Here is a 25,554-nt window from a genome sequence, read left to right as displayed (position 1 = left end):
CACCGTTCCTTGCAGATTAGACCTGCATTCTCATAATTTCACGATATGCTTCCATCGCCTGGTTTCGGACTTGAATCGTTAACTGCATGGCGATACTGGCTTTTTCCGTCGCGATCATGACGGTATGTACATCGGTAGAACGGCCTGCAGCAAAATCCGCTGCCATTTTATCCGCCTCGTTTTGGGCGGTATTCACACTCTGCACAGCGTCTTTGAGCATGGCGGAAAAACTTTGTCCGGGAGTATTGGACTCTTCGGATCCGGCAACCAACTTCCCTTTATTCGTATTGGTGGAATAAGGAAGCAATTGCTCGAAACGGACCGGTAGTTCCATCATTTTAACGCCTCCGTAAATACATTACCTATCTTAACAGACTAAACGGAAAAAGTGATTAGGTATTTAGTACTAAATTAATTAGGCTTTACCGATTTCCAAAGCTTTCATCGCCATCGATTTAGCTGCGTTGACAGCAGTGACGTTAGCTTCGTATGCGCGGGTAGCCGAGATCATGTCCACCATTTCCGTAACGGTGTTCACGTTTGGCATGCGTACATAGCCTGCCTGCAGACCGTTTTTTATCGCATCCGGGTGCTGGGGATCGTACACAAGTTTGAAAGGAGCTTCATCGTCGACCACTCCGACGACCCGTACGCCCGAGCCGGTCACCATCTGTCCATCTTGAGCCTTCGATAAGGCAGAAGCGAAGGAATCTACTTCATTCGCCCGAGCAGCAAAAACAGGTACCTGACGACGGTAAGGTAGTACACCGTCAGCATCGGTATTGCCGCTGCGGGTCGTATTCACATTGGCTAAGTTGTTAGAGATAATGTCCATGCGAAAACGTTGGGCGGTCAACCCGGAAGCGCTCGTATCGATTGAACTGAGAAAACGCATAGCTTAACGCACCTCCCGAATGGTACTTTTCAGCGTGGACAACTTCTGCGAAGCCAAACTAACCATTCCATCATACCACAGGGTATTCTTTGCCAACAATGCCATTTCCCTGTCAACATCTACGTTGTTTTTATCATTCCGATACTCTTGATCTTCTTGGGTAACCACTTTGGCACTGGCGTTCGAAGAAGAATCGCTCAAGGGGATATGCTTAGGGTGGGTTAGCTTGCCTTGAAAGCTGTCTCCACGTAAGGCAGAAGCCAATTCGTCCTCAAAAACTACTTCCTTACGCTTATAGCCAGGCGTATCGATATTTGCCAAGTTATCTGAGATAGCCTGATGGCGTAGAGAAGACGCATCGAGGCCTCGCTCCAAAATACGAACTATAGGTAGGTCTAAAAATCCCGCCATGGACTCACCTCATTTGATTTTTCCATCCATATTTGTTCAGCTATTTTATTATCGGTGACCGCTGATTCCTCTGTTCGGTCATATGTCCATTACTGCACTCTAACTTCGCTGTCCCTCAGTTAAATCCTCTTTTCCAGGCCGCTTTAAATAAGAAAAGCAGTTGCCATTTGGAAAAAAACAAAAAAGAAGGCTTCTGTTCGAGACAGATCGCCTTCTTTTTTTTATTAAAAAATTATTCTTTTAAGACTTAACTACAACTCTACCATCGGAGGATTAATGGCGAAGCTTTTCCAACTCTTCCATCAAGTTATCGTTCAAAATTCGAATGTAGGTACCTTTCATCCCGAGCGATTTGGATTCAATCACACCAGCACTTTCGAACTTGCGCAGAGCGTTTACGATGACCGAACGAGTGATTCCGACCCGGTCAGCAATCTTCGACGCGACAAGCAGACCTTCATTACCTTCCAGTTCGGAAAAGATGTGCTTCACCGCTTCCAACTCACTGTAAGACAATGTGCCAATCGCGATCTGTACGGCTGCTTTTTTCCGGGCCTCTTCTTCCATCCGTTCCGCCTTGGCCCGGAGGATCTCCATACCAACGACCGTAGCAGCATATTCGGCCAGTATGAGGTCTTCATCGGTAAATTCTTCGTTGTACTTGGCCAACACGAGTGTACCGAGGCGCTGACCGCCGCCAAGAATCGGTGTGACGGTCATGAGTTTGTGACCATAAGAACACTGCTCGCCATAATTAAAAACACAAGCATTGGAAACTTGGCAAAAGTTGGCCTGTGTTTCGCTGATCCGCATCAGATCTTGGTTATAGCTTTCGGGAAACCGCTCCGTATGCTGGACAATATCCACCATGATATCACAATTGAAATGGGGCATAAACGAATATCCTAGTATCTTTCCCCGGCGACCGATGATGTAACAATTGGCGGTGATGAGTTCACTGGTGATCTTGGCCATTTCCTCAAAGTTTACCGGATGACCGGCAGACTTTTGTATGAGCCGATTCACCGTTCTAGTCTTTTCTAGTAAGGTTCGCATAACTCCCCCAGTAGCCTCCTTAGTAAGGTGTAAGTATATTACGATTCAAACATCGAAAGTAGATTCGAATTGTCCATTCTAGATGTTTATTATAACGCTTTTCACAAAATATATCTACTTAAATCTTCACGTTGCAGTATACTTTCCAATCGTGTCTCTACATACTCTTTGTCAATGATGACTTGTTTTTCTATTAGATTGGGGGCGTCAAAGGAGAGATCTTCCAAGACCTTTTCCAAGATCGTATGCAGGCGCCTGGCGCCGATATTCTCCGTCTGTCCGTTTACACGGTAGGCGATCGAGGCCATCGCCTCTACCGCGTCATCAGAGAAGGTCAATTCAATGTTTTCGGTGGACAACAAGGCCACGTATTGCTTTAAAAGGGAGTTTTCCGGCTCTGTCAGAATCCGCTGGAAATCCTCTTGACTCAAAGCTTCTAATTCGACACGCAGTGGAAAGCGGCCCTGTAATTCCGGTATCAAATCAGATGGTTTTGAAACATGAAAGGCACCTGCGGCGATAAACAGCACATGGTCTGTCTTCACTGGACCATATTTGGTCATTACCGTAGAACCTTCCACGATCGGCAGGATATCCCGCTGAACACCGCCGCGGGATACATCAGGGCCGTGACCGCCTTCTCGTGAGGCGATTTTGTCAATTTCATCCAAAAAGATGATCCCCGATTGTTCTGCTCTTTCGATGGCTTCCCGATGGACAGCGTCCATGTCGATCAACTTTTGTGCTTCCTGAATGGCCAGGATTCGACGAGCTTCCCGAACGTTGACGCGGCGCTTCTTTTTGCCTTTGGGAAACATTTGTCCGATCATGTTCTGAATGTTCATTCCCATTTCATCCATGCCGGATCCGGCAAACATATCGCCAAGAGGAGTCCCACTGTCTTCCACTTCGACTTCCAAGACGTTGTCTTCCAATTCCATTCGTTTGAGCTTTTGCCGGATGATCGCCCGTTTCTCCTGGATATCGGGGTCGCTTGTCGAAGAGCCCGCCGGTGTTTGCGTTCCACCGAAGAGCATTTCGAAGGGATTGTTCATCGTACGGGCCGGTTTCGGCGCAGGGACCAGCAGTTCGACGAGACGTTCTTCCGCCTCGGCCTCGGCTTTCACCTGTACCTTCTCCAGTTGCTCTGCTTTCACCATCCGAATGGCCGTCTCTACAAGGTCTCGGACCATCGATTCGACGTCTCTTCCGACATATCCAACCTCGGTAAATTTTGTCGCTTCTACCTTGACAAAAGGCGCGTTGACAAGGCGGGCCAACCGCCGGGCAATTTCCGTTTTCCCCACTCCGGTGGGGCCGATCATGAGGATGTTCTTCGGTGTTACCTCATCGCGCAGGTGTTCCGAAAGCTTCTGCCGGCGGTAACGGTTGCGAAGGGCAATCGCTACTGCTTTTTTGGCTGCCTTTTGTCCGACGATATACCGATCCAGTTCTTCTACAATTTGCGCTGGAGTCAAATTTGCCGAACTCATTGCTCACCTGTCCCTTCGATTTCCTCCAAGGTAATCCGGTCGTTTGTGTAGACGCAGATTTCTGAAGCCACGATCAAGGCGTTCTTCACGATTTCCGCCGGGTTTAGGTTCGCGTGCCGAACAAGAGCGCGTGCCGCCGCCAAAGCATAGGGTCCTCCAGAACCGATAGCCACCACTCCGTCGTCCGGCTCGATAACTTCACCGTTTCCCGATATGACCAGGAGATGGTCTTGGTCAGCGGCGATGATCATCGCCTCTAACTTTCGCAAATAGCGATCGGTACGCCATTCCCGAGCGAGATCGACAGCAGCGCGCATTAAGTTGCCTCGGAATTCTTGTATCTTCGCTTCCAATTTATCGAGCAGCGTCAACGCATCGGCGACAGAACCGGCGATGCCGGCGATCACTTTTCCTTGATAGAGACGGCGTACTTTCCGGGCTGTCGCCTTCATGATCGTCCGGTCGCCAAAGGTGATTTGCCCGTCTCCGGCGACGGCCACGTTTTTACCGCGTTTGACTGCCACAATCGTCGTACCCATCAACTTCAATTCGCCCAACCCCTCTCCATATAATACGTGAGCCATTCGATTTATGCTCTCGGATGACTTTTTTGATAGATCTGTTTCAGCCGTTCTGAAGATACATGGGTGTAGATCTGTGTCGTCGAGAGTTTGCTGTGACCAAGCATCTCCTGAAGAACCCGCAGGTCGGCTCCTCCGTCGAGTAAGTGGGTTGCAAAAGTATGCCTCAACATGTGGGGGCTGATTGGCTGATCGAGGGCTGTTTTTTTGGCAAGTTGAGCTAGAATGTTTTGTATTCCCCGTGGCGTCAAGCGACCGCCTCGGTGATTTAAAAAGAGCGCCGTCGTTTTTGGACTCTGTCCATTCAGGCTTGGACGGCTCTTTTCTATGTACGTCGTTACACTTTGGACCGCTATCTCCCCTACAGGGACAATCCGTTCTTTGCCGCCTTTACCGTGAACCCGTACATGACCTGATAAGAGGTCTACGTCACCGAGGTTCAGCCCGGCCAGTTCAGAAACACGCAGTCCGGAGGCGTAGAAGAGTTCGACGATAGCCCGGTCACGAACTTCTTTTAGGTTACCCTCATCTAAAGGAGAGGTTTCCAGCAACTTTTCTATGCCTCCCTCGCTCAATGCTTTCGGCAGGGGACGGCCGATTTTGGGAGACCGAATCCGGCTCATCGGGTTTTGAGTTAACTGGCCTTCCCGGATCAGATAGCGAAAAAAGCCGCGCCAGGCGGCTAGTTTTCGGGCGAGGGAGGTTCGCTCCATTTTGCTGCGATAGAGTTGATTCAAGCAAAGACGAAGCATGTTTGCCGTAATCATTTGGGGAAGGGGAATTTGCTTCACTGTCATCGTCAACAATTCTAACAGTTGACTTAAGTCACCTGCATAGGCATAACGGGTGTGCAGGGAGACGTTTTTCTCCGCGGTGAGATAGTCTACGTAACGGTCAATCCACCGATCCCATGCCTGCAGAATTTCATCGTCTGCCATCGCCTACGTCCCTCCCCGTTACCTCCTACAAGGTCGATAAAAAGTCATCGAGCCGTCGCAATGCCCGCTGTGCATGGGCCTGCTGCCGTGGACGTTTCCCCTTGATTCTCTCCTCCAAAGGAGGGAAGAGACCATAGTTGACGTTCATCGGCTGGAAGTGCTTCGCTTCGGCAGTCGTAATGTAGGCGGGCAAGGCGCCCATGGCCGTATCGGGTGGAAACACTACCGGCTCCTTTCCTTTGACGAGGCGAGCCGCATTGAGCCCCGCCGCCAGACCAGAGGCGGCAGACTCGACATACCCCTCCACTCCGGTAATCTGACCGGCAAAGAATATGTTCGGATCCTTGCGAAGCTGATAAGTCGGATGCAACAGCGTCGGGCTGTTGATGAAGGTATTGCGGTGCATTACACCGTAACGAACGAATTCCGCTTGTTCCAAACCAGGAATTAAGGAAAAGACCCGTTTCTGGTCGGGCCATTTGAGGTGGGTCTGAAAGCCGACCAGATTGTACATAGTGCCTTGGCGGTTTTCCTTACGCAGTTGAACGACAGCGAAGGGGCGCCTTCCAGTTCGGGGGTCTGTGAGGCCGACAGGCTTTAGCGGACCAAAGAGAAGTGTCTCTCTTCCTCTCTTCGCCATAACTTCTACAGGCATGCAGCCTTCAAAATAGATCTCCTTCTCAAACTCCTTTAAGGGGTGCACTTCCGCTTCGATCAAGGCTTGATAGAAGCGATCATATTCTTCCTCGTTCATGGGACAGTTTAGGTAATCAGCGTCGCCCTTGTCATAACGGGAGGCCCAAAAGGCGACAGACATGTCAACAGACTCGCTGGCCACAATCGGTGCAGCCGCGTCGTAAAAATAGAAGTAATCCTCTCCCGTCAAACCCTGTATCGACTGGGACAGGGCCGGCGACGTCAGCGGGCCAGAGGCGATGATTAGCGGTCTCTCTTCGGGGATCTGCTGGACTTCTTTTTGCTCGATTTCAATCAAAGGATGCTGGGTCAATCGTTCCGTAATCGCTTCGGCAAAAGCATGGCGGTCGACCGCCAAGGCTCCCCCGGCAGGGACCGAATGAAGGTCAGCCATTTCGATGATGAGCGAACCGATCCGCCGCATCTCTTCTTTCAACAGGCCGACAGCGTTTTCCAGTGCCGCTCCACGCAGGGAGTTGGAACAGACCAACTCCGCAAAATCGCCCGTCTTGTGGGCTGGCGTCATCGTGGCGGGGCGCATCTCCATCAATCGTACGGGAATTCCTTGCCGGGCCAGTTGCCAGGCCGCCTCGGAACCGGCCAAACCGGCACCGACAATCGTTACTTTCACTCTGCTGTCACCTGTTCTTCATGGTTTTCGTTAACGTTTTCTACGGGAGCTTCTGCGAGGTTTTCTCCGAGGATCTTTTCACGATTTTCTTCATTATAATGGCTCACTGTTCCAGTTGGTGAACCTTCCGGCAGAACTTCTTCAAAACCACAACCCTCGGTCGTGCAGACGCGGCGGGTACCCATTTTTTTTGATTCTTTCTGAACTAACAGTTTACCGCATTGCGGACAGGGCACATCGGTGGGGCGTTCCCAGGATACGTAATCACATTCGGGGTAGTTGGAACAGCCGAAGAATTTACGTCCTTTTTTTGTTCGCCGCAAAACAACGGCACCTCCGCATTTCGGGCAGGGCACGCCGATCTCTTCGAGCAAGGGCTTCGTAAAGCGGCACTCTGGGAACCGAGGACAAGCCAAAAACTTACCGAAGCGGCCCTGTTTGACGACGAGATTCGTTCCACAGACTTCACAGAGCTGGTCGCTGACTTCATCGGCGATCTCTATCTCGCCGATCTCTTCTTCGGCTTCTTCCAATGTCTCCCGAAAAGGCTCGTAAAAGTCCCGGAGCACCTTCTTCCACTCATACTCTTCCTCTTCGATGGAGTCCAGTTTCGATTCCATGCTGGCTGTGAATTCTACATCGATAATGTCTGGAAAATGCTCCTTGAGCAGATCGACGACGACTTCGCCAAGTTCGGTCAAGAAAAACTGTTTTTCCTCGCGGGCTACATATCCCCGAGCCACAATCGTCTCAATGATCGGCGCGTAGGTGGAAGGACGGCCGATCCCCTTTTCCTCAAGAGCCTTAACGAGGGTCGCTTCCGTATAGCGCGGCGGCGGTTGGGTGAAATGCTGTTTCGGATCGAGTTTCTTCAGGGCCAGCGTTTCGTCGACGGCTACTTCCGGCAGCAAGCCTTCATCATCAGAGCTTTCCTCGTCTTTGCCCTCGATGTAGACTTTCATAAAACCAGGGAATTTGAGCACCGATCCGGAAGCGCGAAAACCGTAGTTTGCCGCTTTGATATCGATGGTCGTCGTATCGAGAACGGCTGAACTCATCTGACTGGCGACGAAGCGTTCATAAATCAGCTTATATAGCTTAAACTGATCGTTTGTGACGATCCCCTTAATCCCCTCAGGCTCTCTCGCTACGGCTGTCGGGCGGATGGCCTCATGGGCATTTTGAATCTTTCCCTTGCTTTCATACTGGCGAGGTTCTGCTGGCAGGTATTCAGGGCCAAAGCGACCTAAAATATGGGTACGCACGTCGTCGATAGCCGTTTCTGAGACCCGCACCGAATCGGTACGGATATAGGTGACCAGACCGACGGTACCTTCATCCTTGCCAAGGTCGAGGCCTTCATAGAGCTGTTGAGCGATCATCATCGTTTTACGGGCGGTAAATCCGAGCTTTCGATACGCTTCCTGCTGCAACGAACTGGTTGTGAAAGGGGCCGACGGGTTACGCCGCTTCTCCCGGGTCTTTACTTCACTGACGACAAATGGCTGTCCTTTCAGCTCAGCGAGAATGCGGTTCATTTCGGTTTGATTGTTTACTTCGATCTTTGCATCATCGTACCTGTTCAGGCGAGCTTTTAAGGCGCCTTTAGTCGCCTTCAGTTCTGCTGTCAGCGTCCAATACTCTTCGGGCTTGAAGTCGTTGATCTCCTCTTCGCGATCATTGATCAATCGTACAGCGACAGACTGGACCCGGCCAGCGGAGAGGCCTTTTTTGATCTTCCGCCACAAAAGAGGGCTCAAGTTATACCCTACCAGGCGGTCTAAGATCCGTCTCGCCTGTTGAGCTTCCACCCGCGGGCGTTCGACAGGGCGTGGGTTTTTAACAGCGTTTTGAATCGCCGTCTTTGTGATCTCGTTAAATTCGATCCGGCAGGGCTCTTTATCATCGAGCCCCAACACTTGAGCAAGATGCCAGGCGATCGCTTCTCCTTCACGATCCGGGTCAGTGCCGAGCAAGATATGATCGGACTTCTTGGCTGCCGAACGCAATTCTTTTAATAAATCGCCTTTGCCGCGGATAGTGATGTATTTTGGTTCGAAATCGTTTTCCACATCCACGCCGAATTGGCTTTTCGGCAGGTCTCGCACGTGACCCATGGATGCCTTCACCTGATAGCGGCGGCCTAAAAACTTGCTAATGGTCTTCGCTTTGGCAGGTGATTCGACAATGACAAGTACCTTGTTGGACAACCAGGTCACCTCAAATCTCTTCTATAGGAAATCCGCACAGGAAATCTAACGGCTATTATTGCCCGGCTGCAGTGAATACAGTCCCTTCTATTATACAGCGACAAATCGACCACCTGGAACCGCCTTGGCCATTCCTTTGAGTTCTAACAAGGTTAGCACGGAAGCGACTTCTGAGCCGGTCAAGCCTGTCTGTTCGACCAATTGATCTACGCTCTTGGGCTCCCAATCAAGCTGAAAAAAGATGCGTTCTTCCGGCGAAGTCATAGGGGTCCTTCCTTCGTCCATATCGCCAATCGGCAGGGAAAGCTGTTCAGGAACCTCATTTAACACATCATCAATGGATACAATCAACTTAGCCCCTTGCTGGATGAGTCGATGGGGCCCTGCACTCTGTCTCTGTGTGATTGGACCGGGGACGGCAAAGACTTCCCGCCCCTGTTCTAGGGCCTGATCGGCCGTAATCAGCGCCCCGGACTTCTCTGCCGCTTCGACGACGATCACGCCAGTTGTCAAACCCGATATGATCCGGTTGCGGGCGGGAAATTGCCCCGGCTCCGGCGGTTTACCGGGAGGGTATTCGCTGACGAGAGCGCCCCGTTCTACAATCTGCTCTGCCAAACGATAATGTTCCGGCGGATAGATGATATCAACGCCGCTGGCTAGAACGGCAATAGTCCGTCCACCGCTCTCTAGTGCTTGTCGATGGGCGATGCCGTCGATACCCCGGGCCAAGCCACTGACGACAGTAATGCCCCGTTGCACCAATTCCCGGCTTAATTGAGCGCAGACTTTCGCCCCATAAGCAGAGGCGTTGCGCGTTCCTACAATCGCGATAGCTTTCTGGTCTTCCGGCAACAGTTTCCCTCTGACATAAAGCACAGGCGGTGGGTCAGGCACGTTTCGCAATAGGGATGGGTAGTTTTCATCGAATAGGGTCAGTGCCTGAATGCTGCCCCGGGAAATTCCTTTGAGCAGATCTTCTGGCTGGCTCTTTCTCCGGGCCAGCAGAGTGCGCAGCCAGCCGTTACGGCTGAGCCCGGCTACACCATCCCAGTCTTGATCACTGGCGTTCCAAGCCGCCTGGGCCGTACCAAAATGATCGAGTAACATATAAAACCGCCGGGCTCCGATTCCGGGTAAGGCCGAAAGAGCCACCCAACATTCTCGTTCTCGAAGTGTATTCGATGCCATGATTATCCCTCCGGGTTAGTAAGAACCCCACCGGGAAGTCTGGATATTCATGCCATAGATTGATTCTAACATTAACGGGTAACGAACCCTGTTGTCAAGGATTCAATCCCTGGTATGTATAGCTTTTCACAACCGGTACTGCAATGCTTCCGCAATATGGGTTTCTGAAATTTGTTCTGAACCATGCAAATCGGCAATCGTCCGGGCCACTTTTAGGGTCCGGTGGAGTCCCCGGCCGCTTAAGTTTAATCGGCGATAAGCTTGCTCCAAAAGCGATTCCGCCTTGTCTGAAATATGGCAAACCTGCTTCATCATCTCTGCATCTAAATGGGCGTTGCACCAAGGACTACGTCTCAACTGCCGTTCCCGAGCAGCGATTACCCGTTCTCTCACTGTCTCCGACGATTCTTCTTTTTCTAAGGAAGAGTTTCGCAACTGTTCATATTTTGGCCGGTAGACCATGACCTGCAAATCCATCCGGTCCCAGAGGGGGCCGGAGATGCGGTTACGATAGCGTTCAATGGCTAAAGAGGAACAGTTGCATTCTTTCTCCTCATCTCCAAAAAATCCGCACGGACAAGGGTTACTAGAACAGATCAAAATCATTCGCGCAGGATATGTAACGGTCCCTCCGAGACGGGCTATCGTTACTTTCCCGTCTTCTAATGGTTGCCGAAAAGCTTCTAAGACATCTCTAGAGAATTCAGGCCATTCATCCATGAAAAGTACGCCGTTGTGGGCCAAAGTGATCTCTCCGGGACGAGGCGGCCTTCCCCCACCGATCAGTGCCGATAAGGTCGTATGATGATGGGGTGTTCGAAAAGGACGCCGCGTAAGCCAAGTCACTCCATCGGGCAATGCGCCGGCAACAGAATAAATCATCGTCGTTTCCAGTGATTCTTTTTCTGTCATAGGCGGGAGGATGCCGGGCATACTGCGGGCCAACATCGTTTTCCCCGTCCCTGGCGGCCCGATAAAAACGAGATTATGACCGCCGGCAGCGCTAATCTCCATCGCCCGCTTTGCTGACCTTTGCCCTTTGATTGCAGATAGATCGATGGTGTCGTCAAAATCGGGCTGAACTTCACCTTCCCATCGAGTATGGGGAATAGGGACTTCCGTAAAGCCATGGTTCAACATCTCTACGATCGAGATTAATTTTGTTGCACCATACACTTTAATTCCCTGTATGCGCGACGCTTCCGCCTTATTCGCATCGGGTACCAAAAACTTGATATGTTCTCTTTCTCTCGTGCTGTGGGCCAACCCCCAAACCATGGCTAAGATACCGCTGACAGGCCGAATGAATCCATCTAAAGCCAATTCACCGACGAAAAACCAGTTTTCAAGGCAACCGGTTACTTGACCTGTAGCTGCCAATATTCCAAGGGCGATGGGGATGTCGAGCCCTGATCCTTCCTTCCGAACATCAGCCGGTGCTAGATTTACGGTGATTCGGCGAAGCGGAAAATCGTATCCGCTGTTGCGAATAGCTGACCGGACTCGTTCCCGCGCCTCCCGGACTGCCGTCGCCGGCAGTCCAACCATGTCAAAGGCCGGCAGTCCGTTGGAAACATCCACTTCGACTTCAATCGTTTTTGCCGTCAACCCTTCCAAAACGACACTATGTATCCGGGCCAACATACTCAATGTACCCCTCCAGCCGTCGCAAAGCATAAAATACCTTTTATTTCCTGGTACCTTTTCGACGACTGCAACGTTTTTCCTCCAATTTCCGTTTATTTTGCATCTTTTTTTACACCGAGACGTTTCAGGGGGTAAAAATGCCACAGATATGGTTTAATTCATAGTTGATTTCATCATGTCGGAGGATGCCGATGAAATCAAAGCGAGGGCTAAGCCTTGGGCCGGAGTAGCTCGATAGAAAATGAGAGGCCGTCGTGAGCAACCGTTTTCGTTTACGATAATCGATGGTTTCTTCAGCTCGTCCCATAAGCAAGGTGGAACGGGCACGAACTTCCACAAAAACGATCCATTGCCGGTCACGAAATATCAAATCAATCTCGCCAAAAGGGGTGCGATAATTTTTAGCGAGGAGGTGCCATCCTTTTTCGAGAAGAAAGTTTTGTGCCGTCTCTTCTCCCCACTGGCCTAGACGTTTTCGTTGCATAGTTCACCTCAGGTGTTTTTATAATATATTTTTCGATAACAGGGATTTATTTCCTCTTTTTAGTTGAACTCAAACGCAATTATCGCTCTATTCCAATCCCGATTTTCGATTCCATATTCTTTCATCATGCCAAAGTATGTTGTAAGAATTTATAACGATATCAAAAAACATCATAAAGATAGATATCCTGTAGGGATTACGATTTGACCTAAAAGTTCGAGCACCGTGAAATATGTTTCTGCGTTTTTTTGATTATCACCACAAGAGATATTTCCATATAGTGGTATTGAGGTTCGGTTACCTCTTAACGTTTTGAAGAAAGGGGTGCTTTTTATGTCTTGCGGTGGTGCAGTATTTGGCAACGTCGGCTTCGCCACAGTCGTCGGTTTAGTTATTGCCCTCATTGTCATCGGAGCTTTCTTCCCGGCCATTATTGGTGTTGGTTATACGGTTTAATTTTCTAATGCAAATCGCGCTAGAAAGGAGGTACGTAACATGGGTGCATGCGTAACCACCGGTGGCGGTTATATCGGCAATAGCATCGTCGCTTTAGCCATTTTAATTATTATTATTGCTATTCTCGGCACCGGTTTTGGATTTGGTTTCGGTGCTTATTAGTGTTAGGCTCTTTCGATAGAAAAGGATACGGTCTAACTTAATTTTTAGTTTGCTTTAGTTCAGGATAGGTCATCCTGAGCTTTTTTATTGTCCCTTTCCTACCGTAAGCGCCGGGCTCTAGGAACGGAGCTAGCCCGGTAATAAAACTTATGGAATCGTCAAAAAAGAAGCGTCGGCCTTGTAAAGCCGGACGCTTCTCTACTTACCACCATAAAGCCGCCGCGAGGGCTAACGAAGTTATTGCCCAAAAGGGGAAAAACCAATAACCTGGATAGCCCCCGTAAATCCCTCCGTATGCACCGTATCCTACCCCTGGCGGGTCAATTCCACGGAGATAAACTCCTCTCGGAGTAACTCGGTGAATCGTCCCATTGAGATATCTTCCATTCTGAAGACGCAATCTACAATTTCTTCCGCAATGAGGTGACACTGTTCGATAGCCAACTGGACTGATCGTGCTATACATTCCATCCCCTCCTAATCAAAGCCCTAACAATCCGTATGGAAATTAGTCCCACTTCTATAATACGAAGATGAGGGGTTGAACTGTGATTATTCACCATCCTTCTTGTTGTGGACAATCACATCTTTGATATGCTATACGTAAATTGGAATCAGGCAATAACTTCCAAATGCCTAGTTCTAGAGAGGAGGTAGAGAAAAATGGCTAATGGTTATGCTGGCGGGTTCTTTGGTGGAGGTTTTGGAACCGTTGCTGGACTCGTAATTGCCCTCATTGTTATCGGGGCATTTTATCCGGCCATTATTGGCTTTGGTGCCGTCGGTGATCCCTGAGGAATTTTGATGCTGAAAAAGGAGGTATGAACTATGAGTGCATGCGGCTGCGGAACAGGCGGCTATATCGGAAATAGCATTGTAGCTTTGGCTATTTTGATTATCATCATAGCTATCCTCGGCACCGGATTTGGTTATGGTTTTGGCGCAGGTTTTTAAACGGTAAGACAGTTTGTTTTAGCGTGCGGCAGTGAAAGCTGCCCACGCTATTTAATTTTATATTCTCTTTGGGATTACTGAAGTAAACCATAAGGCCAAGTTAAAACTATCATCATAGCATATAAGTTTGACAATCAGCTCTTGGATAAAAGGGACTCAAAAATTTACCACCACAATTTACAGGGGGTTTACCTGTGCAAAAAAGGACTTATCAGGACCTACTTGCCTTATTAGGAGTAAATGGTGCCCATCCTGGAGGCTTTCTTCATACAAAAAGATTGATGCAAAAGCAACAAATTCAACAAAACTGGACAGTACTTGACGCAGGATGTGGAACCGGACTAACATCTTCATACCTCGTTCGTGCCTACGGTTGTGCTATAACCGCTTTGGACCTAAACCCGCTCATGATTCGGAATGCACATAGACGATTTACTCAAGAGCGATTAACCGTACAATTAATCCAAGGAGATATAGAAAATCTTCCTATGCAAAACAGTACTTTTGATTTGATTGTCGCTGAATCAGTTACCGTCTTTACAGATATCCATAAATCTTTGTCTGAATATGCTAGGGTATTGAAACCTGGTGGTCGCTTACTCGATCTAGAAATGACCGCTGAATCGACCCTTTCCAGCACGGAATTTCAAGAACTATCCCAGTTTTATGGTATGAACAACATCCCGACGGAATCCGAATGGATTCAATTTTTTAAGCAATCCGGTTTTACCATTGAAAGCATCGAAGGAGCATCTGTAGCTAAAACAGCAGGTTCTCTAGATTTTTCGAATAGTCACCTTGATGACATTAAGGATTTAGAACTTCTTCGAATATGGTCAAAGCATCAGGAATTGACTGAAAAATATGCTCATCGTTTAGGTTATCGCCAGTTTCAAGCCACCTTACCCGGTAGCGACTGAGCAAACTAATCGAGCCAATCAACGATTAGATGGAGCAATCGTGTTGGATTTGATAAAAAAGAAGAGCCTGGGTACTATACCCAAGCCCTTCTACCTTTAAAATTTAACAACCAATACATACCTATCTCGCTTGTGCCTCGTCTTCCCTCTTACTCAGATAATTACTGAGCGTAAAAAGAACTCCAAAACCGGTAGAACCGGAAAGCAAATAAATCCACATCAAAACCGCTTTTTGGTTATAAGTCTCTTCAATAGACGCTTCAAATTTCGCCAATTCTGCTTGTGCTGCTTGATCATTCGGGTTCTCTTGCACAGCTAGCTTGGCAGACTGGTAGCCAGGAGTATTTTGAAGCTCTTGAGTACTGTTGACTACATTGACGCTCATCACTACGCCGAGCAGCATTACCAGCAAACTGGCAATTTTCAGTATTTTTGGCAGGCTCATGAAAAACCATCTCCCTACTCCTTGTTTTGTCTGAAAAAAGCCGGAGCAAAACGACAGTTTTTCTCCGGCTCTTCCCATTCATTTGCAAAGACTTAGAACAAGGATTTTGCGGCCATCGTGGCCACTTCGGCCAAGGGGCCCGGGTAGATTCCGAAGAACACCGTAGCGACCATAGCGAAGAGGACCGTGAATTTAATCGCACCCGGCACATGGATAGGACGGTTGTCTTTCGGCTCATCCCGCCACATGTACAAGGCTACATTCAAGTAGTAGTAAACAGAGACCATCGACATGACAAAGCCTACAAAGGCCGGCCACAAGACCCCTTTATCCATGATGGCAGAGAAGAGGTACAGTTTACCGACAAAACCGGCCAGAGGCGGAATACCAGCCAGAGAAAGCAGGCTGATGGTCATGACGGAAGCGAGAAGAGGTTGACGAATCGCCAGACCGGCATAATCGGGAATCTCTTCGGTACCGAGTTCCTTCGCGACGACAATAGCGACGGCAAAGGCACCCATGTTCGCCACCACATAGAGCATGGCGTAGAAGAGAATGCCTTTTACGCCGGCGGCGTCAGCAGACATCAAGCCGACGAGCAGATAACCAGCTTGCGCCACAGAAGAGTAAGCGAGCATCCGCTTGATGTTGGTCTGCGGAATGGCGACGACGTTACCGATCACCATGGTGATACCGGCCAGGACGGACATAACCGTCAACCAGTCAACGCCGTTTTGCAGCGGGAGTCCGTCAATGAAGACCCGAACAAGTACGGCAAAACCGGCCGCTTTCGATGCCACAGCCAAGTAGCCGGTGATCGGCGTCGGTGCCCCCTCATAGATATCGGGGGACCACATGTGGAACGGAACCGCTGAGATCTTGAATCCAAAACCAGCAATCAAGGTCACGACGGCGATTACCAGAGCGGGGCTCCAGTGCAACTTTGCCATCATTTCCGGGATGACTGTCGTACCAGTCAAACCGTAGAGCAAGCTCATACCAAAGAGCAGAACTGCCGATGAGGCAGCGCCAAGGAGCAGGTACTTCACCCCAGCTTCGGACGAACGTCCGTTGCCTAAAACGTAGGCGACGAGGACGAAAAAGGTGATCGTCATCAATTCCATGCCTACGTAGATGGTGACTAAATCGTTGGCCGACGCCATCACCATCATACCTAGGGCAGCAAAGACGATGAGGGAATAGTATTCGCTCCGGAACCGGGGCAATGTGTCTACAAAGTCGATAGAGGACAAGGTGACTAAAATGGCAGCGACCAAGAACAGTTCCTTCATGAATACGGAATAATCGTCATGAATCCACAACTCATGGAAAGTGGTCTCATTGATCCCGTATTGGAAGAAGGTCGTCACCAGAATCGCCAGTAAACCGAAAAGGGTCGCATAGCCGATACCCCGGTGTTTTTCCTTGTTGGGGGATAACAAGCATAAAATCAACAAGCCGCAAGCTAGAACCGCTGTCAGTATCTCGGTGGAAAGCAGGCTCATATTCATGCTAGAATCCACCTCCAATCGTTGCAGCGGCACCCAGTTTGGCCATCATCGCGCTGACCAGCGGTTCGACTCCCGAATTGACCATGTCAAGAATCAAGTGCGGGAAGATACCACCCAGGACGAGAACAGAACCGAGGACCAAGAGAGGCACCATTTCCGGTCCTTTTGCGTCAGGATAGTGGTCGAATTCAGGACGGCGAGGACCAAAGAGCACATTGGCAAGGGCACGCAGCGTATACAATGCGGTGATGATGATCCCGGCGATGGCGATGATGGCCATGGTGGGATAGACGGCAAAGGAGCCGACAAAGATGGTGAACTCCGGGATAAAGGAGACTAAACCTGGCAGACCGAGGGAGGCCATACCTGCCATCATAAAACCGATGGCTACGCGAGGCATCTGGTGAGCCAGACCACCCAGGTCGGGGATATAACGGGTATGGGTTTTCTCATAGACGTAACCGATCATGGAGAAAAACAGCGCCGACATGACACCGTGAGCAAACATGTTGGCGACGGCACCGTTGATGCCGATCACGTTTAGGGCAGCCAGACCGATGAGCACGTAACCCATGTGGCTGACCGATGAGTAACCGATAACATATTTCAAGTCTTTCTGAGCCAAAGCGATCATCGCTGCGTAAGCTACGTTACAGACGGCGAGGAAGGCGATGACAGGCGCCCAGAACTTCGCTCCCAAAGGTAATGCTAACAATCCGACACGAATCAAACCATAACCACCGATTTTCTTTAAGACGCCTGCGTGAATCATGGAGACGGCTGTCGGAGCACCAGCATAACCGTCGGGGGACCAGGAGTGAAAGGGGAACATGGACAAGAGAGAACCAAAACCGACCGCTAGAAGGGCAAAAGCGAAGATTTGGAAAGGTTCGCTGTAACTTGCTGCCGCGAGCTTATCGATCATGAATGTCCGTTGTCCCACCGGATAGGCGTTCAAGTAGATGGCGATGAGCCCTACGAGTAGGAAAGCCGAACCGATCAGCAGGTAGATGGTCAGCTTCATACCGGCGTACTCTTTCGTCACCCGTTTGCTGGAACCCCAGATGATAACCATGATATAGAGCGGGATGACAACCACTTCGTAGAAGAGGAAGAAAATAAAGAGGTCACGAGCGATGAATGTTCCCATAACCCCGGCGATCAGCAGAAGCAACAGGATAAAGAAGGTCTTCGGGCGTTTTTCTACATTCCAAGAAGCGAAGACGGCGCTGAAGCCGATCAAGTTGGTCAAGAGCAGCATGGGCAAGGAAATGCCGTCTACACCCATGGCGTAGGTTACACCAAGCTCTTTTACCCAGACGATATCTTCCGTGAACTGCATACCGCCTTTGGCAAAGTCATAACCGAAATAGGCCACCAAGGTTAACCCCAAGGATATGGCCATAACAAAGGCAGAGATGGCTTTGACGATTTTATGCTCGTCTTTCGGGATAAACACCAGCACCAAGGCCCCGATGATCGGCGCCAGCAGCGCGATGGTCAGCAACGGGAAGCCCATTTACTTTCCACCTCCGATCAAGGCCATGGCAGAGCTTTCTCCCATCAGCCCCATGATGACTGCGATGAATACTACAGCAGCAAAGAAGATGAGCGCATACACCTGTACTTGACCAGTTTGTACGCGGCGCAACATTTTGCCAGACCAATCGGTACCGTCGGCAAGACCGTCGATAAATCCGTCGACGACGTGAATATCGATCCAGTAGAGGAATCGGCCTGTTCCGTCGACGATGACCTTGTTGATCCATTGATAGATTTCATCGATGAAGAATTTGCGATAAGACAAGGTGTGCAGGAAACCTGCCCGGCGGGCCAGCTTGTTCGCATCGATCAGTTTGGCCCCATAGATGATCCAAGCTAAGCTCATACCAGCTAGGCCAAGCAGAACGGAACCACCCATGACGGTCCAATCCACCTCGGGATGGTGGAGTTCACCGTAGCGAACCCAGTAGCCAAAGCCATGTTCAGTCCAAGGTGTGCCAACGAGACCACCGACACAAGCCAGAACAGCCAGCACCGACATGGGGAAGAGCATGCTCCAGGGAGATTCATGAGGATGGTTATGAGGATTCTCTTTGCCGAAGAAAGCTGTAAAGACCATCCGTGACATGTAGAAGGCGGTCATGAAAGCTGTCAACGACGCGAGATAGTAAAGGTCGGTGAATCCGTGCAGTTTGGTCATCAACAGGATTTCGTCCTTCGACCAAAACCCGGCGAAAGGCGGCACCCCGGCAATGGCTACGAGGCCAATACACATGAAGGCCGTCGTGTAGGGCATTTTCTTTTTCAGGCCGCCCATCTCAAAGATGTCTGTTGTGCCATGGAGGGCGTGAAGGACCGAACCGGCAGCCAAGAACATGAGGGCTTTGAAGAAGGCGTGGGTCATCAGGTGGAACATGGATGCAGTTAAGCTGCCCACACCTAACGCCATCATCATGTATCCCAACTGGGATACGGTGGAATAAGCCAAAATTCGTTTCATTTCCCGTTGCGTCAGCGCGATCGATGCGGCAAAGAAGGCCGTAAAACCACCGATGTAGGCAATAACATGCATCGCTTCGGGAGATACTTCAAAGAGAGTGAAGGCGCGGGCCACCAGATAAACACCGGCGACGACCATCGTTGCGGCGTGAATCAAGGCGGAGACCGGCGTGGGGCCTTCCATCGCGTCCGGCAACCAGACGTGCAGCGGGAACTGACCGGACTTACCGATGGGACCGATGAAGACCAAGATGCCCATGAGTGTCACGAGAGCCGGATGAGCTACTGCGAAAGCAGGAAGCTTGTCGGCCAGTTCAGTAAACTCCAGGGTACCGAAGTTGAGTTGCAGGAACATAATCCCCAGTAGCAAACCAAAGTCGCCGATCCGAGTCGTCATAAAGGCTTTTTTGGCTGCTTCACGGGCGGAGTCTTTGAAATAGTAATAACCGATGAGCAGGTAAGAACAAAGACCTACCAGTTCCCAGAAGATGAACATTTGCAGTAAGTTGGTCGCGATGACGAGACCGAGCATGGATGTCGCAAAGAGACAGAGGTATGCGAAGAACCGTGTATACCCAGGGTCTCCATGCATATACCCGGTGGAGTAGATCATGACCAAGGTTGCCACCAGAGAAACGACGAAGAGCATCATCGCCGCGACAGGGTCGATCAATTGACCCATGGTGATATGCAATCCGGGCATGGAAAACCACCGGACTTCTTTTACAAAGGGGTTTTCAATCAGTTCCGGGCGCTGCAGTACAGCAGTGACCACTCCCAACGCGATAAGGAAGGAAGTCCCGCTGAACAGGATGGCCGTTGTCGACGCTGTCTTCTCCATATTTTTGAAAACAAACGCGATCAGCACAAAGGCCATAAAGGGCAGCAGCGGAATCAGCCAGGCATTATTCAGACTAAACAGGGCAAAATCCATTCCTTTGCCACACCTACCTTACTTTCCGGATGTCGCTGTGCTCCATGATTACCATTTGAGCCAATCGAGGTCATCCACATTTGTGCTGAGACGATCCTTGTAAATGGCAAGGACAAGAGCCAGACCTACGGCCACTTCAGCTGCGGCTACCACGATGACAAACACAGAAAATACTTGTCCGGTATAACTCCCAGCCGCCACATATTTATTGAAGGCGATCAGGTTGATGTTGACTGCGTTCAGCATCAATTCGATTCCCATCAGAATCGCGATGGCATTGCGTTTCGACAGAAGGCCATACAAACCGAGGCAGAACAGAGCCGTTCCGAGGAGCAGAAAATGCGTTAATCCTATGGTCACGCTTCTTTCGCCCCCTTCGCAAGGATAATCGCGCCGACCAAAGCCACCAGTAGCAAGACGGCTGCAGATTCAAATGCCACCACATAGTCTCCCAAAAGCAGTGATGCGAGACCTTCTACGGCGGCTTCAGGATTCACCTGTTGCCCGACCGGTTTGAAGTCTGTACCCATCAAAGCCCAGCCGCAGATCGCGAAGAAGGCGGCCGAGACGAAGGATGCATAGATCACCCAACGGTTGTTGGGGTTGGATTCTTTCATGTTTCTACGGCGTGTCAACATGACACCGAAGGCGATCAAGATCGCCACGGCGCCGCCATAGACGAGGATTTGAACGGCTGCCAGGAAATCGGCGTTCAGCAGGACGTAAAGTCCAGCCACACCGATGAAGGACAATGCCAACATCAATGCGCTGTGAACAATGTCTTTCAGGAATACTACACCGGCCGCTGACAAGATCGTCATTCCCGCCAGGCCATAAAAGGCAGCTGCGAAGATAAAGTCATTCACCGGCTTGTCACCCCTTTTCCCCAGCTTCCGGAGTCGCTTTCACTTCTGGGACATCATAACCCCGTTTTTTTGCCAAGTCGATGCAATCGAAGATCAGATCCTCTCGGCTGTAACCGGAGAAGGCGAATTCATTCGTCCAATCGATACATTTGACCGGGCAAGATTCGATACACAAGTTGCAGTAGAGGCACAAACCAGAGTCGTGAACATAGGTGCTCAAATGACGCTTGTTGTTCTCGTCTCTGACACTTGTCAGTTTAATCGAACCATTCGGACAGGAGTTCATACAGATTCCACAGGAGATACACTTGCTTGTCTTCAGCTTGATTGTGCCGCCTCGGAACCGATCTCCCAGGTCGGGCATCACATCCGGATATTCTTCCGTAACAGGTTTACGGAAGAACTCTTGGATCGTGACGAACATCCCTTTGAGTAAGCCTATACCCTGCATCGTTTACCCTCCTATCATCACACGGTAGAAGTAAATACCTACACCGGTGATCAGGATATTTGCCAGAGACAGGGGCAGCAGCACTTTCCAGCCAAAGGACATCAGTTGGTCCATCCGAAAACGGGGGAAGGTCCATCTGAACCACATGAAGACGAAGATCATGAAGTAGGTTTTTGCCGCAAACCATATCCAACCGGGGATAAAGTGCAGAATATCTCCGAGTGCCCCGGGCAACGGCAAGGGCTGCCAGCCCCCAAGAAACAGTGTGGTAGCGATGGCCGATACGGCAAATAAGTTGGCATATTCGGCCAAGAAGAACATGGACCAGCGCATGCCCGAGTACTCCGTAAAGGGACCGGCAACGATTTCCCCTTCGCACTCGACGAGGTCAAAAGGCGTACGGTTCGTTTCCGCCGTAGCGGCGATGACATAGATGACAAAGGCCACTGGCTGCAGCAAGACAAACCAGACTTTCGATTGGGCCTCGACGATGGAAGACATCTGCAAGGATCCGACCAGCATGATGACTCCGAGTATAGAGAAGATCAAGGGGATCTCGTAACTGATCATCTGGGCCACAGCCCGCATGCCGCCGAGCATGGAATATTTGTTGTTGGAACCCCACCCGGCCATCAAGAAAGGCAGTGTGGACAGCGAGGAGAGCGCAATAAAGTAGAAAATACCGATGTTCAAATCAACGGGGACCGCTTGATTATCAAAAGGAATGACTGCATAAGCGCCCAGTGCAGGGATGAACAGCAGCGCCGGAGCCAAAGCCCAGACCCACTTGTCAACTTCCCGCGGTTGGTAGTCTTCCTTACTTAAGAGTTTCAGTGTATCGGCCACCGTTTGGAGAATCCCCCAGGGACCGACACGGTTCGGACCCAACCGGGACTGCATAAAACCGGCCACTTTCCGTTCCATCAGGACCAGAATGACCGCGTTGGTAAATACAACGATGATTACGCCGACCAGTCCAACGACGTAGATGGACATGTCGGTGGCATCATTCCCCAACAACGGGCTTAGTAAAGACCGCAAGAAGCTGGAGATGAGCATAAAAATATTCGAATCGTTCACAGTAACATCCCCCACCTTCCCTTAACAGTCTACCTCACCCAGAACGGGGTCCAGGGTACCGAGAATCGCGACGACGTCGCCCAATTTGTTGCCTTGACAAAGTTCATCTAAGAGCTGCAAGTTGACCATGGCGGCGCGGCGGGCATGCCAGCGGTACGGTTTGGTTGTCCCGTCGCTGACGACATAAAAGCCGATTTCACCCTTCGCGTTTTCGACACGGTGATAGACTTCGCCAGCAGGTGGTTTGATGACTTTCGGAACCTTGGCCATGACCGGTCCTTCAGGCATTTGCTCCAGCGCTTGTTTAATGATCCGCACTGACTGCTCCATCTCGTAAAAGCGGAGCATAAAGCGGTCCCAGTTGTCTCCTTTTTGACCGAGAGGAATGTCAAAATCAAAACGGTCGTAAATGCCGTAGGGATCAGCTTTGCGAACGTCATAGTTGACACCGCTGGCCCGTAAGACGGCACCCGTTGCTGACATGGCGATGGCTCGTTCTGCACTTAAAAAGGCGATATCTTTCAAGCGCAGTTGGACAATCTCATTGCCAACGATCAGGTTGTTGTAGGTCTCCATCACTCTGTCAAAGTTCTTGACAAACTTCCAGCAGGCATCAACCCATCCTTCGGGAAGGTCTTGGGAGACACCACCGACACGGATATAGTTGAAGGTCATGCGAGCTCCGCAAGCTCGGTTGAATAGTTCCAAAATCTCTTCACGGTCGCGAATGCAGAAAGTAAAACCGGTTACACCGCCGATGTCCATCACCAAACTGCCGATACAGATCATATGGGAGGCGATCCGAGACAATTCGGCCATAATCACCCGGATGTATTCGGCTCTCTCCGGAACTGCTACGCCCATCAGTTTTTCGATGGCCTGGGAGATGCCTAAGTTATTGCCCATGGCAGCCAGGTAATCCATCCGGTCGGTAAAGGGGATCGTCTGCACATAGGTTTTATTTTCACAGATCTTCTCAATGCCCCGGTGAAGATATCCGATAATCGGTGTCGCCTTAACGACGATCTCCCCGTCCAGTTCTAAGAGAATCCGCAACACCCCGTGGGTCGAAGGGTGCTGGGGACCCATATTCAGTTCATATTTTTGTGTTTGCAAAAGGTCTCACCTCACCCTATCCTAAGCTCTGGGTTGGAGCTTGAAGTCTTTACGCAGCGGGTGTCCTTCGAACTCCTCCGGTAGCAGCAATCGAGTCATATTCGGGTGTCCTGGAAAAGCGACGCCCATCAGGTCGTAGACTTCACGTTCCATAAAGTTAGCGCCCGGCCAAATGCTCGTCACCGTGGGAACCTGCGCCTCATCCCTAGCAGTGATCGTTTTTACCCGCAGGTCATACTTGTGCTTTATGGAAAAGAGTTGATAAACCACTTCCAGGCCGGCATCTTTGCGGTCGACCGACGAGATATCCGACAACATATCAAAAGCCCATTCGGGGCTCTTACACAACTTTTCCATGACGGGAATGAGGTTTTCCTTGGTGACGACTAGGGAGCGGCTCACGCCTTCGCCGACGACCTCCACAGTTGTCCCCAGCTTGGCGTTCAATTCTTCCGGATTATACCGGTCTAACAGATTAATTGCCATGCTTCAACCCCACTTTGGTTGGGTTTTGAACTTTTTCTTTCAGTTTCAAGAATCCGTCGATTAAGGCTTCTGGACGAGGCGGGCAACCAGGAATATATACGTCTACCGGAAGAATCTTGTCCACGCCGGGTACAACCGCATAGGAGTCCACAAAGGGTCCTCCGGTGCAGGCACAAGAACCCATGGCCAAGATCCATTTCGGTTCCGGCATCTGTTCATATAGCCGCACCAAGGCGGGTGCCATTTTCCATGTCACCGTACCGGCGATGATGATGCAGTCCGCTTGCCGCACAGAAGGTCGGAATACCTCGTACCCAAACCGAGCGATGTCGAAGCGCGGACCTGCGCTGGCCATCATCTCAATCGCACAACAAGCTAACCCGGAAGACAATGGCCAAAAGGAGTTGCCTCTGGCCCAGTTAAAGACAGACTCAAGACTGGTCATGATGATGTTCTTTTGGACGAGTTCCTGCACTTGGGCGTCGTTAAGAACGTCGACGTTTTTGCCTATTTCCATTCCAAAGCTCCTTCCTTCCAGGCATACCAGAAACCTACTACTAAGATAGCGATGAAGATGAACATCTCCACGAATGCAAAGGTTCCCAGCTGCTGGAACTTGACGGCCCAGGGATAGAGGAATACGGTCTCTACATCAAAGGCCACAAACACCAAGGCGTAAAGAAAGTAGTTTGATTTAAACTGAACCCATGTGTCCCCAATCGTTTCCATACCGCACTCATAAGGATCGGCTTTGACCCGACTGGTTCTCCGCGTCTGAAACAACCTAGAGACGAGGAATGCAGCGATCGGGATAATGAAACCGGCGGCCAGGAACAAACTGATGCCCAAGTATTCTTTCAACAACCTTGTTCCCTCCTTCCTGTGTAATCATATTTGAAAATAACGGAAGAGCTGACCAAAAGACGAGATCCCAAAAGTTTATTATTCTGCGTTTTCGGAAAAAACCCTTCCACAAAAATGAAATATTAGAGGGGATTATAAACCTTTTACATAGAGTCGACGTTCCCTGTTCATATTAAAGCAAAATCCCGGCCCTGTCCATGTATACATTCAGGAAACCGGGAAATATAATGCATAGTCTCTTGTTCGATAAATATCTTCATTTCTCACTATTTTCTGCCACTCGACGATCGAGGCGGTAGATAAAGGCTAAAACCTCGGCCACCATCCGGTATAATTCCGGCGGTATCTCGGCACCCAGGTCAAGCTTGGCAAGTAGGTTGACGAGCGTGGGATCTTTATAGACGGGGATGTCTTTTTCTTTCGCCACTTCTAAAATTCGACGGGCTAGGTGTCCTTGCCCGGTTGCGACCACCTTGGGAACGTCATCGTCGGCAGGATTGTACTTGAGAGCGACGGCTTTGTCTAGTCTTTTTCTTCCGGTTTCACCGTCGCCACTGTCACGTTCGGCCATAGA

30 protein-coding genes are annotated in these 25,554 nt (G+C 50.2%); 5 read left to right on the top strand and 25 right to left on the bottom strand.

Annotation, left to right across the window (positions count from 1 at the left end; translation table 11 throughout):
• Positions 1-16 precede the first annotated feature (16 nt).
• The 12 genes from fliE to H1S01_RS02590 form a co-directional block, all read right to left on the bottom strand.
• Positions 17-337, bottom strand: coding sequence for a flagellar hook-basal body complex protein FliE (gene fliE / locus H1S01_RS02645; RefSeq protein ID WP_243236884.1), 321 nt, complete (start codon positions 335-337; stop codon positions 17-19).
• Positions 338-415: 78 nt separating this feature from the next.
• Positions 416-895, bottom strand: a complete 480-nt coding sequence (flgC, locus tag H1S01_RS02640; protein ID WP_188038523.1) for a flagellar basal body rod protein FlgC — start codon at positions 893-895, stop codon at positions 416-418.
• A 3-nt stretch (positions 896-898) separates the two neighbouring features.
• Entirely contained in the window at positions 899-1,306 is a 408-nt protein-coding gene (gene flgB, locus H1S01_RS02635) for a flagellar basal body rod protein FlgB (protein ID WP_188038522.1), read from the bottom strand.
• 273 nt (positions 1,307-1,579) lie between these two features.
• On the bottom strand, positions 1,580-2,362 hold the full coding sequence (gene codY, locus H1S01_RS02630; RefSeq protein WP_188038521.1) for a GTP-sensing pleiotropic transcriptional regulator CodY: 783 nt from the start codon (positions 2,360-2,362) through the stop codon (positions 1,580-1,582).
• A gap of 101 nt (positions 2,363-2,463) precedes the next feature.
• The gene (gene hslU / locus H1S01_RS02625) at positions 2,464-3,855 is read right to left on the bottom strand and encodes an ATP-dependent protease ATPase subunit HslU (protein WP_188038520.1); all 1,392 of its coding nucleotides are present in this window, start codon (positions 3,853-3,855) and stop codon (positions 2,464-2,466) included.
• Positions 3,852-4,439: an ATP-dependent protease subunit HslV gene (gene hslV / locus H1S01_RS02620; RefSeq protein WP_279286925.1), complete on the bottom strand. Its 588-nt coding sequence runs from the start codon at positions 4,437-4,439 to the stop codon at positions 3,852-3,854. Before hslV ends, hslU begins: the two co-directional genes overlap by 4 nt.
• 5 nt (positions 4,440-4,444) lie before the next feature.
• Positions 4,445-5,374 carry a tyrosine recombinase XerC gene (gene xerC, locus H1S01_RS02615; RefSeq protein WP_188038519.1) on the bottom strand — a complete coding sequence of 310 codons (930 nt, stop codon included), beginning with the start codon at positions 5,372-5,374 and terminating at the stop codon, positions 4,445-4,447.
• A gap of 25 nt (positions 5,375-5,399) precedes the next feature.
• Positions 5,400-6,701: a methylenetetrahydrofolate--tRNA-(uracil(54)-C(5))-methyltransferase (FADH(2)-oxidizing) TrmFO gene (gene trmFO, locus H1S01_RS02610; protein ID WP_188038518.1), complete on the bottom strand. Its 1,302-nt coding sequence runs from the start codon at positions 6,699-6,701 to the stop codon at positions 5,400-5,402.
• Positions 6,698-8,911 (bottom strand): type I DNA topoisomerase, encoded by a 2,214-nt coding sequence (gene topA / locus H1S01_RS02605; protein WP_188038625.1) that lies wholly within the window; start codon positions 8,909-8,911, stop codon positions 6,698-6,700. Before topA ends, trmFO begins: the two co-directional genes overlap by 4 nt.
• 90 nt (positions 8,912-9,001) lie before the next feature.
• Positions 9,002-10,102: a DNA-processing protein DprA gene (gene dprA, locus H1S01_RS02600; protein ID WP_188038517.1), complete on the bottom strand. Its 1,101-nt coding sequence runs from the start codon at positions 10,100-10,102 to the stop codon at positions 9,002-9,004.
• Between the two features lie 126 nt (positions 10,103-10,228).
• On the bottom strand, positions 10,229-11,746 hold the full coding sequence (locus H1S01_RS02595) for a YifB family Mg chelatase-like AAA ATPase (RefSeq protein ID WP_188038624.1): 1,518 nt from the start codon (positions 11,744-11,746) through the stop codon (positions 10,229-10,231).
• 127 nt (positions 11,747-11,873) lie between these two features.
• Positions 11,874-12,233 carry a YraN family protein gene (locus tag H1S01_RS02590; protein WP_188038516.1) on the bottom strand — a complete coding sequence of 120 codons (360 nt, stop codon included), beginning with the start codon at positions 12,231-12,233 and terminating at the stop codon, positions 11,874-11,876.
• Between the two features lie 333 nt (positions 12,234-12,566).
• On the opposite strand from H1S01_RS02590, the gene H1S01_RS21835 reads away from it, so the two are divergent.
• The 5 genes from H1S01_RS21835 (at position 12,567) to H1S01_RS02585 (ending at position 14,725) form a co-directional block, all read left to right on the top strand.
• On the top strand, positions 12,567-12,689 hold the full coding sequence (locus tag H1S01_RS21835) for a hypothetical protein (protein WP_268892001.1): 123 nt from the start codon (positions 12,567-12,569) through the stop codon (positions 12,687-12,689).
• Between the two features lie 39 nt (positions 12,690-12,728).
• Positions 12,729-12,851, top strand: coding sequence for a hypothetical protein (locus H1S01_RS21830; RefSeq protein ID WP_268892000.1), 123 nt, complete (start codon positions 12,729-12,731; stop codon positions 12,849-12,851).
• A gap of 663 nt (positions 12,852-13,514) precedes the next feature.
• Positions 13,515-13,646, top strand: coding sequence for a hypothetical protein (locus tag H1S01_RS21825; RefSeq protein ID WP_268891999.1), 132 nt, complete (start codon positions 13,515-13,517; stop codon positions 13,644-13,646).
• 33 nt (positions 13,647-13,679) lie between these two features.
• Positions 13,680-13,805, top strand: a complete 126-nt coding sequence (locus H1S01_RS21820; protein ID WP_279286924.1) for a hypothetical protein — start codon at positions 13,680-13,682, stop codon at positions 13,803-13,805.
• A 194-nt stretch (positions 13,806-13,999) separates the two neighbouring features.
• Positions 14,000-14,725: a methyltransferase domain-containing protein gene (locus H1S01_RS02585; RefSeq protein WP_188038515.1), complete on the top strand. Its 726-nt coding sequence runs from the start codon at positions 14,000-14,002 to the stop codon at positions 14,723-14,725.
• Between the two features lie 121 nt (positions 14,726-14,846).
• Here the strand turns inward: H1S01_RS02585 and H1S01_RS02580 are convergent, their stop codons facing one another.
• The 13 genes from H1S01_RS02580 to H1S01_RS02520 form a co-directional block, all read right to left on the bottom strand.
• Positions 14,847-15,170 carry a hypothetical protein gene (locus tag H1S01_RS02580; RefSeq protein ID WP_188038514.1) on the bottom strand — a complete coding sequence of 108 codons (324 nt, stop codon included), beginning with the start codon at positions 15,168-15,170 and terminating at the stop codon, positions 14,847-14,849.
• Between the two features lie 92 nt (positions 15,171-15,262).
• Complete coding sequence (locus tag H1S01_RS02575) at positions 15,263-16,681, bottom strand: NADH-quinone oxidoreductase subunit N (RefSeq protein WP_188038513.1); 1,419 nt, start codon at positions 16,679-16,681, stop codon at positions 15,263-15,265.
• A gap of 1 nt (position 16,682) precedes the next feature.
• Positions 16,683-18,200: a complex I subunit 4 family protein gene (locus H1S01_RS02570; protein ID WP_188038512.1), complete on the bottom strand. Its 1,518-nt coding sequence runs from the start codon at positions 18,198-18,200 to the stop codon at positions 16,683-16,685.
• Positions 18,201-20,117: an NADH-quinone oxidoreductase subunit L gene (gene nuoL, locus H1S01_RS02565; RefSeq protein WP_188038511.1), complete on the bottom strand. Its 1,917-nt coding sequence runs from the start codon at positions 20,115-20,117 to the stop codon at positions 18,201-18,203.
• Between the two features lie 48 nt (positions 20,118-20,165).
• Positions 20,166-20,477, bottom strand: a complete 312-nt coding sequence (gene nuoK / locus H1S01_RS02560; RefSeq protein ID WP_328597286.1) for an NADH-quinone oxidoreductase subunit NuoK — start codon at positions 20,475-20,477, stop codon at positions 20,166-20,168.
• The gene (locus tag H1S01_RS02555; protein WP_341479011.1) at positions 20,474-20,983 is read right to left on the bottom strand and encodes an NADH-quinone oxidoreductase subunit J family protein; all 510 of its coding nucleotides are present in this window, start codon (positions 20,981-20,983) and stop codon (positions 20,474-20,476) included. Before H1S01_RS02555 ends, nuoK begins: the two co-directional genes overlap by 4 nt.
• 7 nt (positions 20,984-20,990) lie before the next feature.
• On the bottom strand, positions 20,991-21,434 hold the full coding sequence (locus H1S01_RS02550; protein ID WP_155474778.1) for an NADH-quinone oxidoreductase subunit I: 444 nt from the start codon (positions 21,432-21,434) through the stop codon (positions 20,991-20,993).
• 3 nt (positions 21,435-21,437) lie between these two features.
• A complete protein-coding gene (nuoH, locus tag H1S01_RS02545) occupies positions 21,438-22,514 on the bottom strand; it encodes an NADH-quinone oxidoreductase subunit NuoH (RefSeq protein WP_341479010.1) in 1,077 nt (358 codons plus the stop codon).
• Positions 22,515-22,535: 21 nt separating this feature from the next.
• The gene (locus H1S01_RS02540; protein WP_188038510.1) at positions 22,536-23,630 is read right to left on the bottom strand and encodes an NADH-quinone oxidoreductase subunit D; all 1,095 of its coding nucleotides are present in this window, start codon (positions 23,628-23,630) and stop codon (positions 22,536-22,538) included.
• A 21-nt stretch (positions 23,631-23,651) separates the two neighbouring features.
• The gene (locus H1S01_RS02535) at positions 23,652-24,116 is read right to left on the bottom strand and encodes an NADH-quinone oxidoreductase subunit C (protein WP_188038509.1); all 465 of its coding nucleotides are present in this window, start codon (positions 24,114-24,116) and stop codon (positions 23,652-23,654) included.
• Positions 24,106-24,633 (bottom strand): NADH-quinone oxidoreductase subunit B, encoded by a 528-nt coding sequence (locus H1S01_RS02530; protein WP_155474775.1) that lies wholly within the window; start codon positions 24,631-24,633, stop codon positions 24,106-24,108. The genes H1S01_RS02535 and H1S01_RS02530 overlap by 11 nt, the downstream gene beginning before the upstream one ends.
• Entirely contained in the window at positions 24,624-24,923 is a 300-nt protein-coding gene (locus H1S01_RS02525) for an NADH-quinone oxidoreductase subunit A (protein WP_407928929.1), read from the bottom strand. Before H1S01_RS02525 ends, H1S01_RS02530 begins: the two co-directional genes overlap by 10 nt.
• Before the next feature lie 313 nt (positions 24,924-25,236).
• A complete protein-coding gene (locus tag H1S01_RS02520) occupies positions 25,237-25,551 on the bottom strand; it encodes an EscU/YscU/HrcU family type III secretion system export apparatus switch protein (protein WP_188038507.1) in 315 nt (104 codons plus the stop codon).
• Positions 25,552-25,554: the final 3 nt, after the last annotated feature.

The organism is Heliobacterium chlorum (genome assembly GCF_014502795.1).
Classification (GTDB): domain Bacteria; phylum Bacillota; class Desulfitobacteriia; order Heliobacteriales; family Heliobacteriaceae; genus Heliobacterium; species Heliobacterium chlorum.
This window is presented reverse-complemented; position numbering and strand designations above follow the sequence as displayed.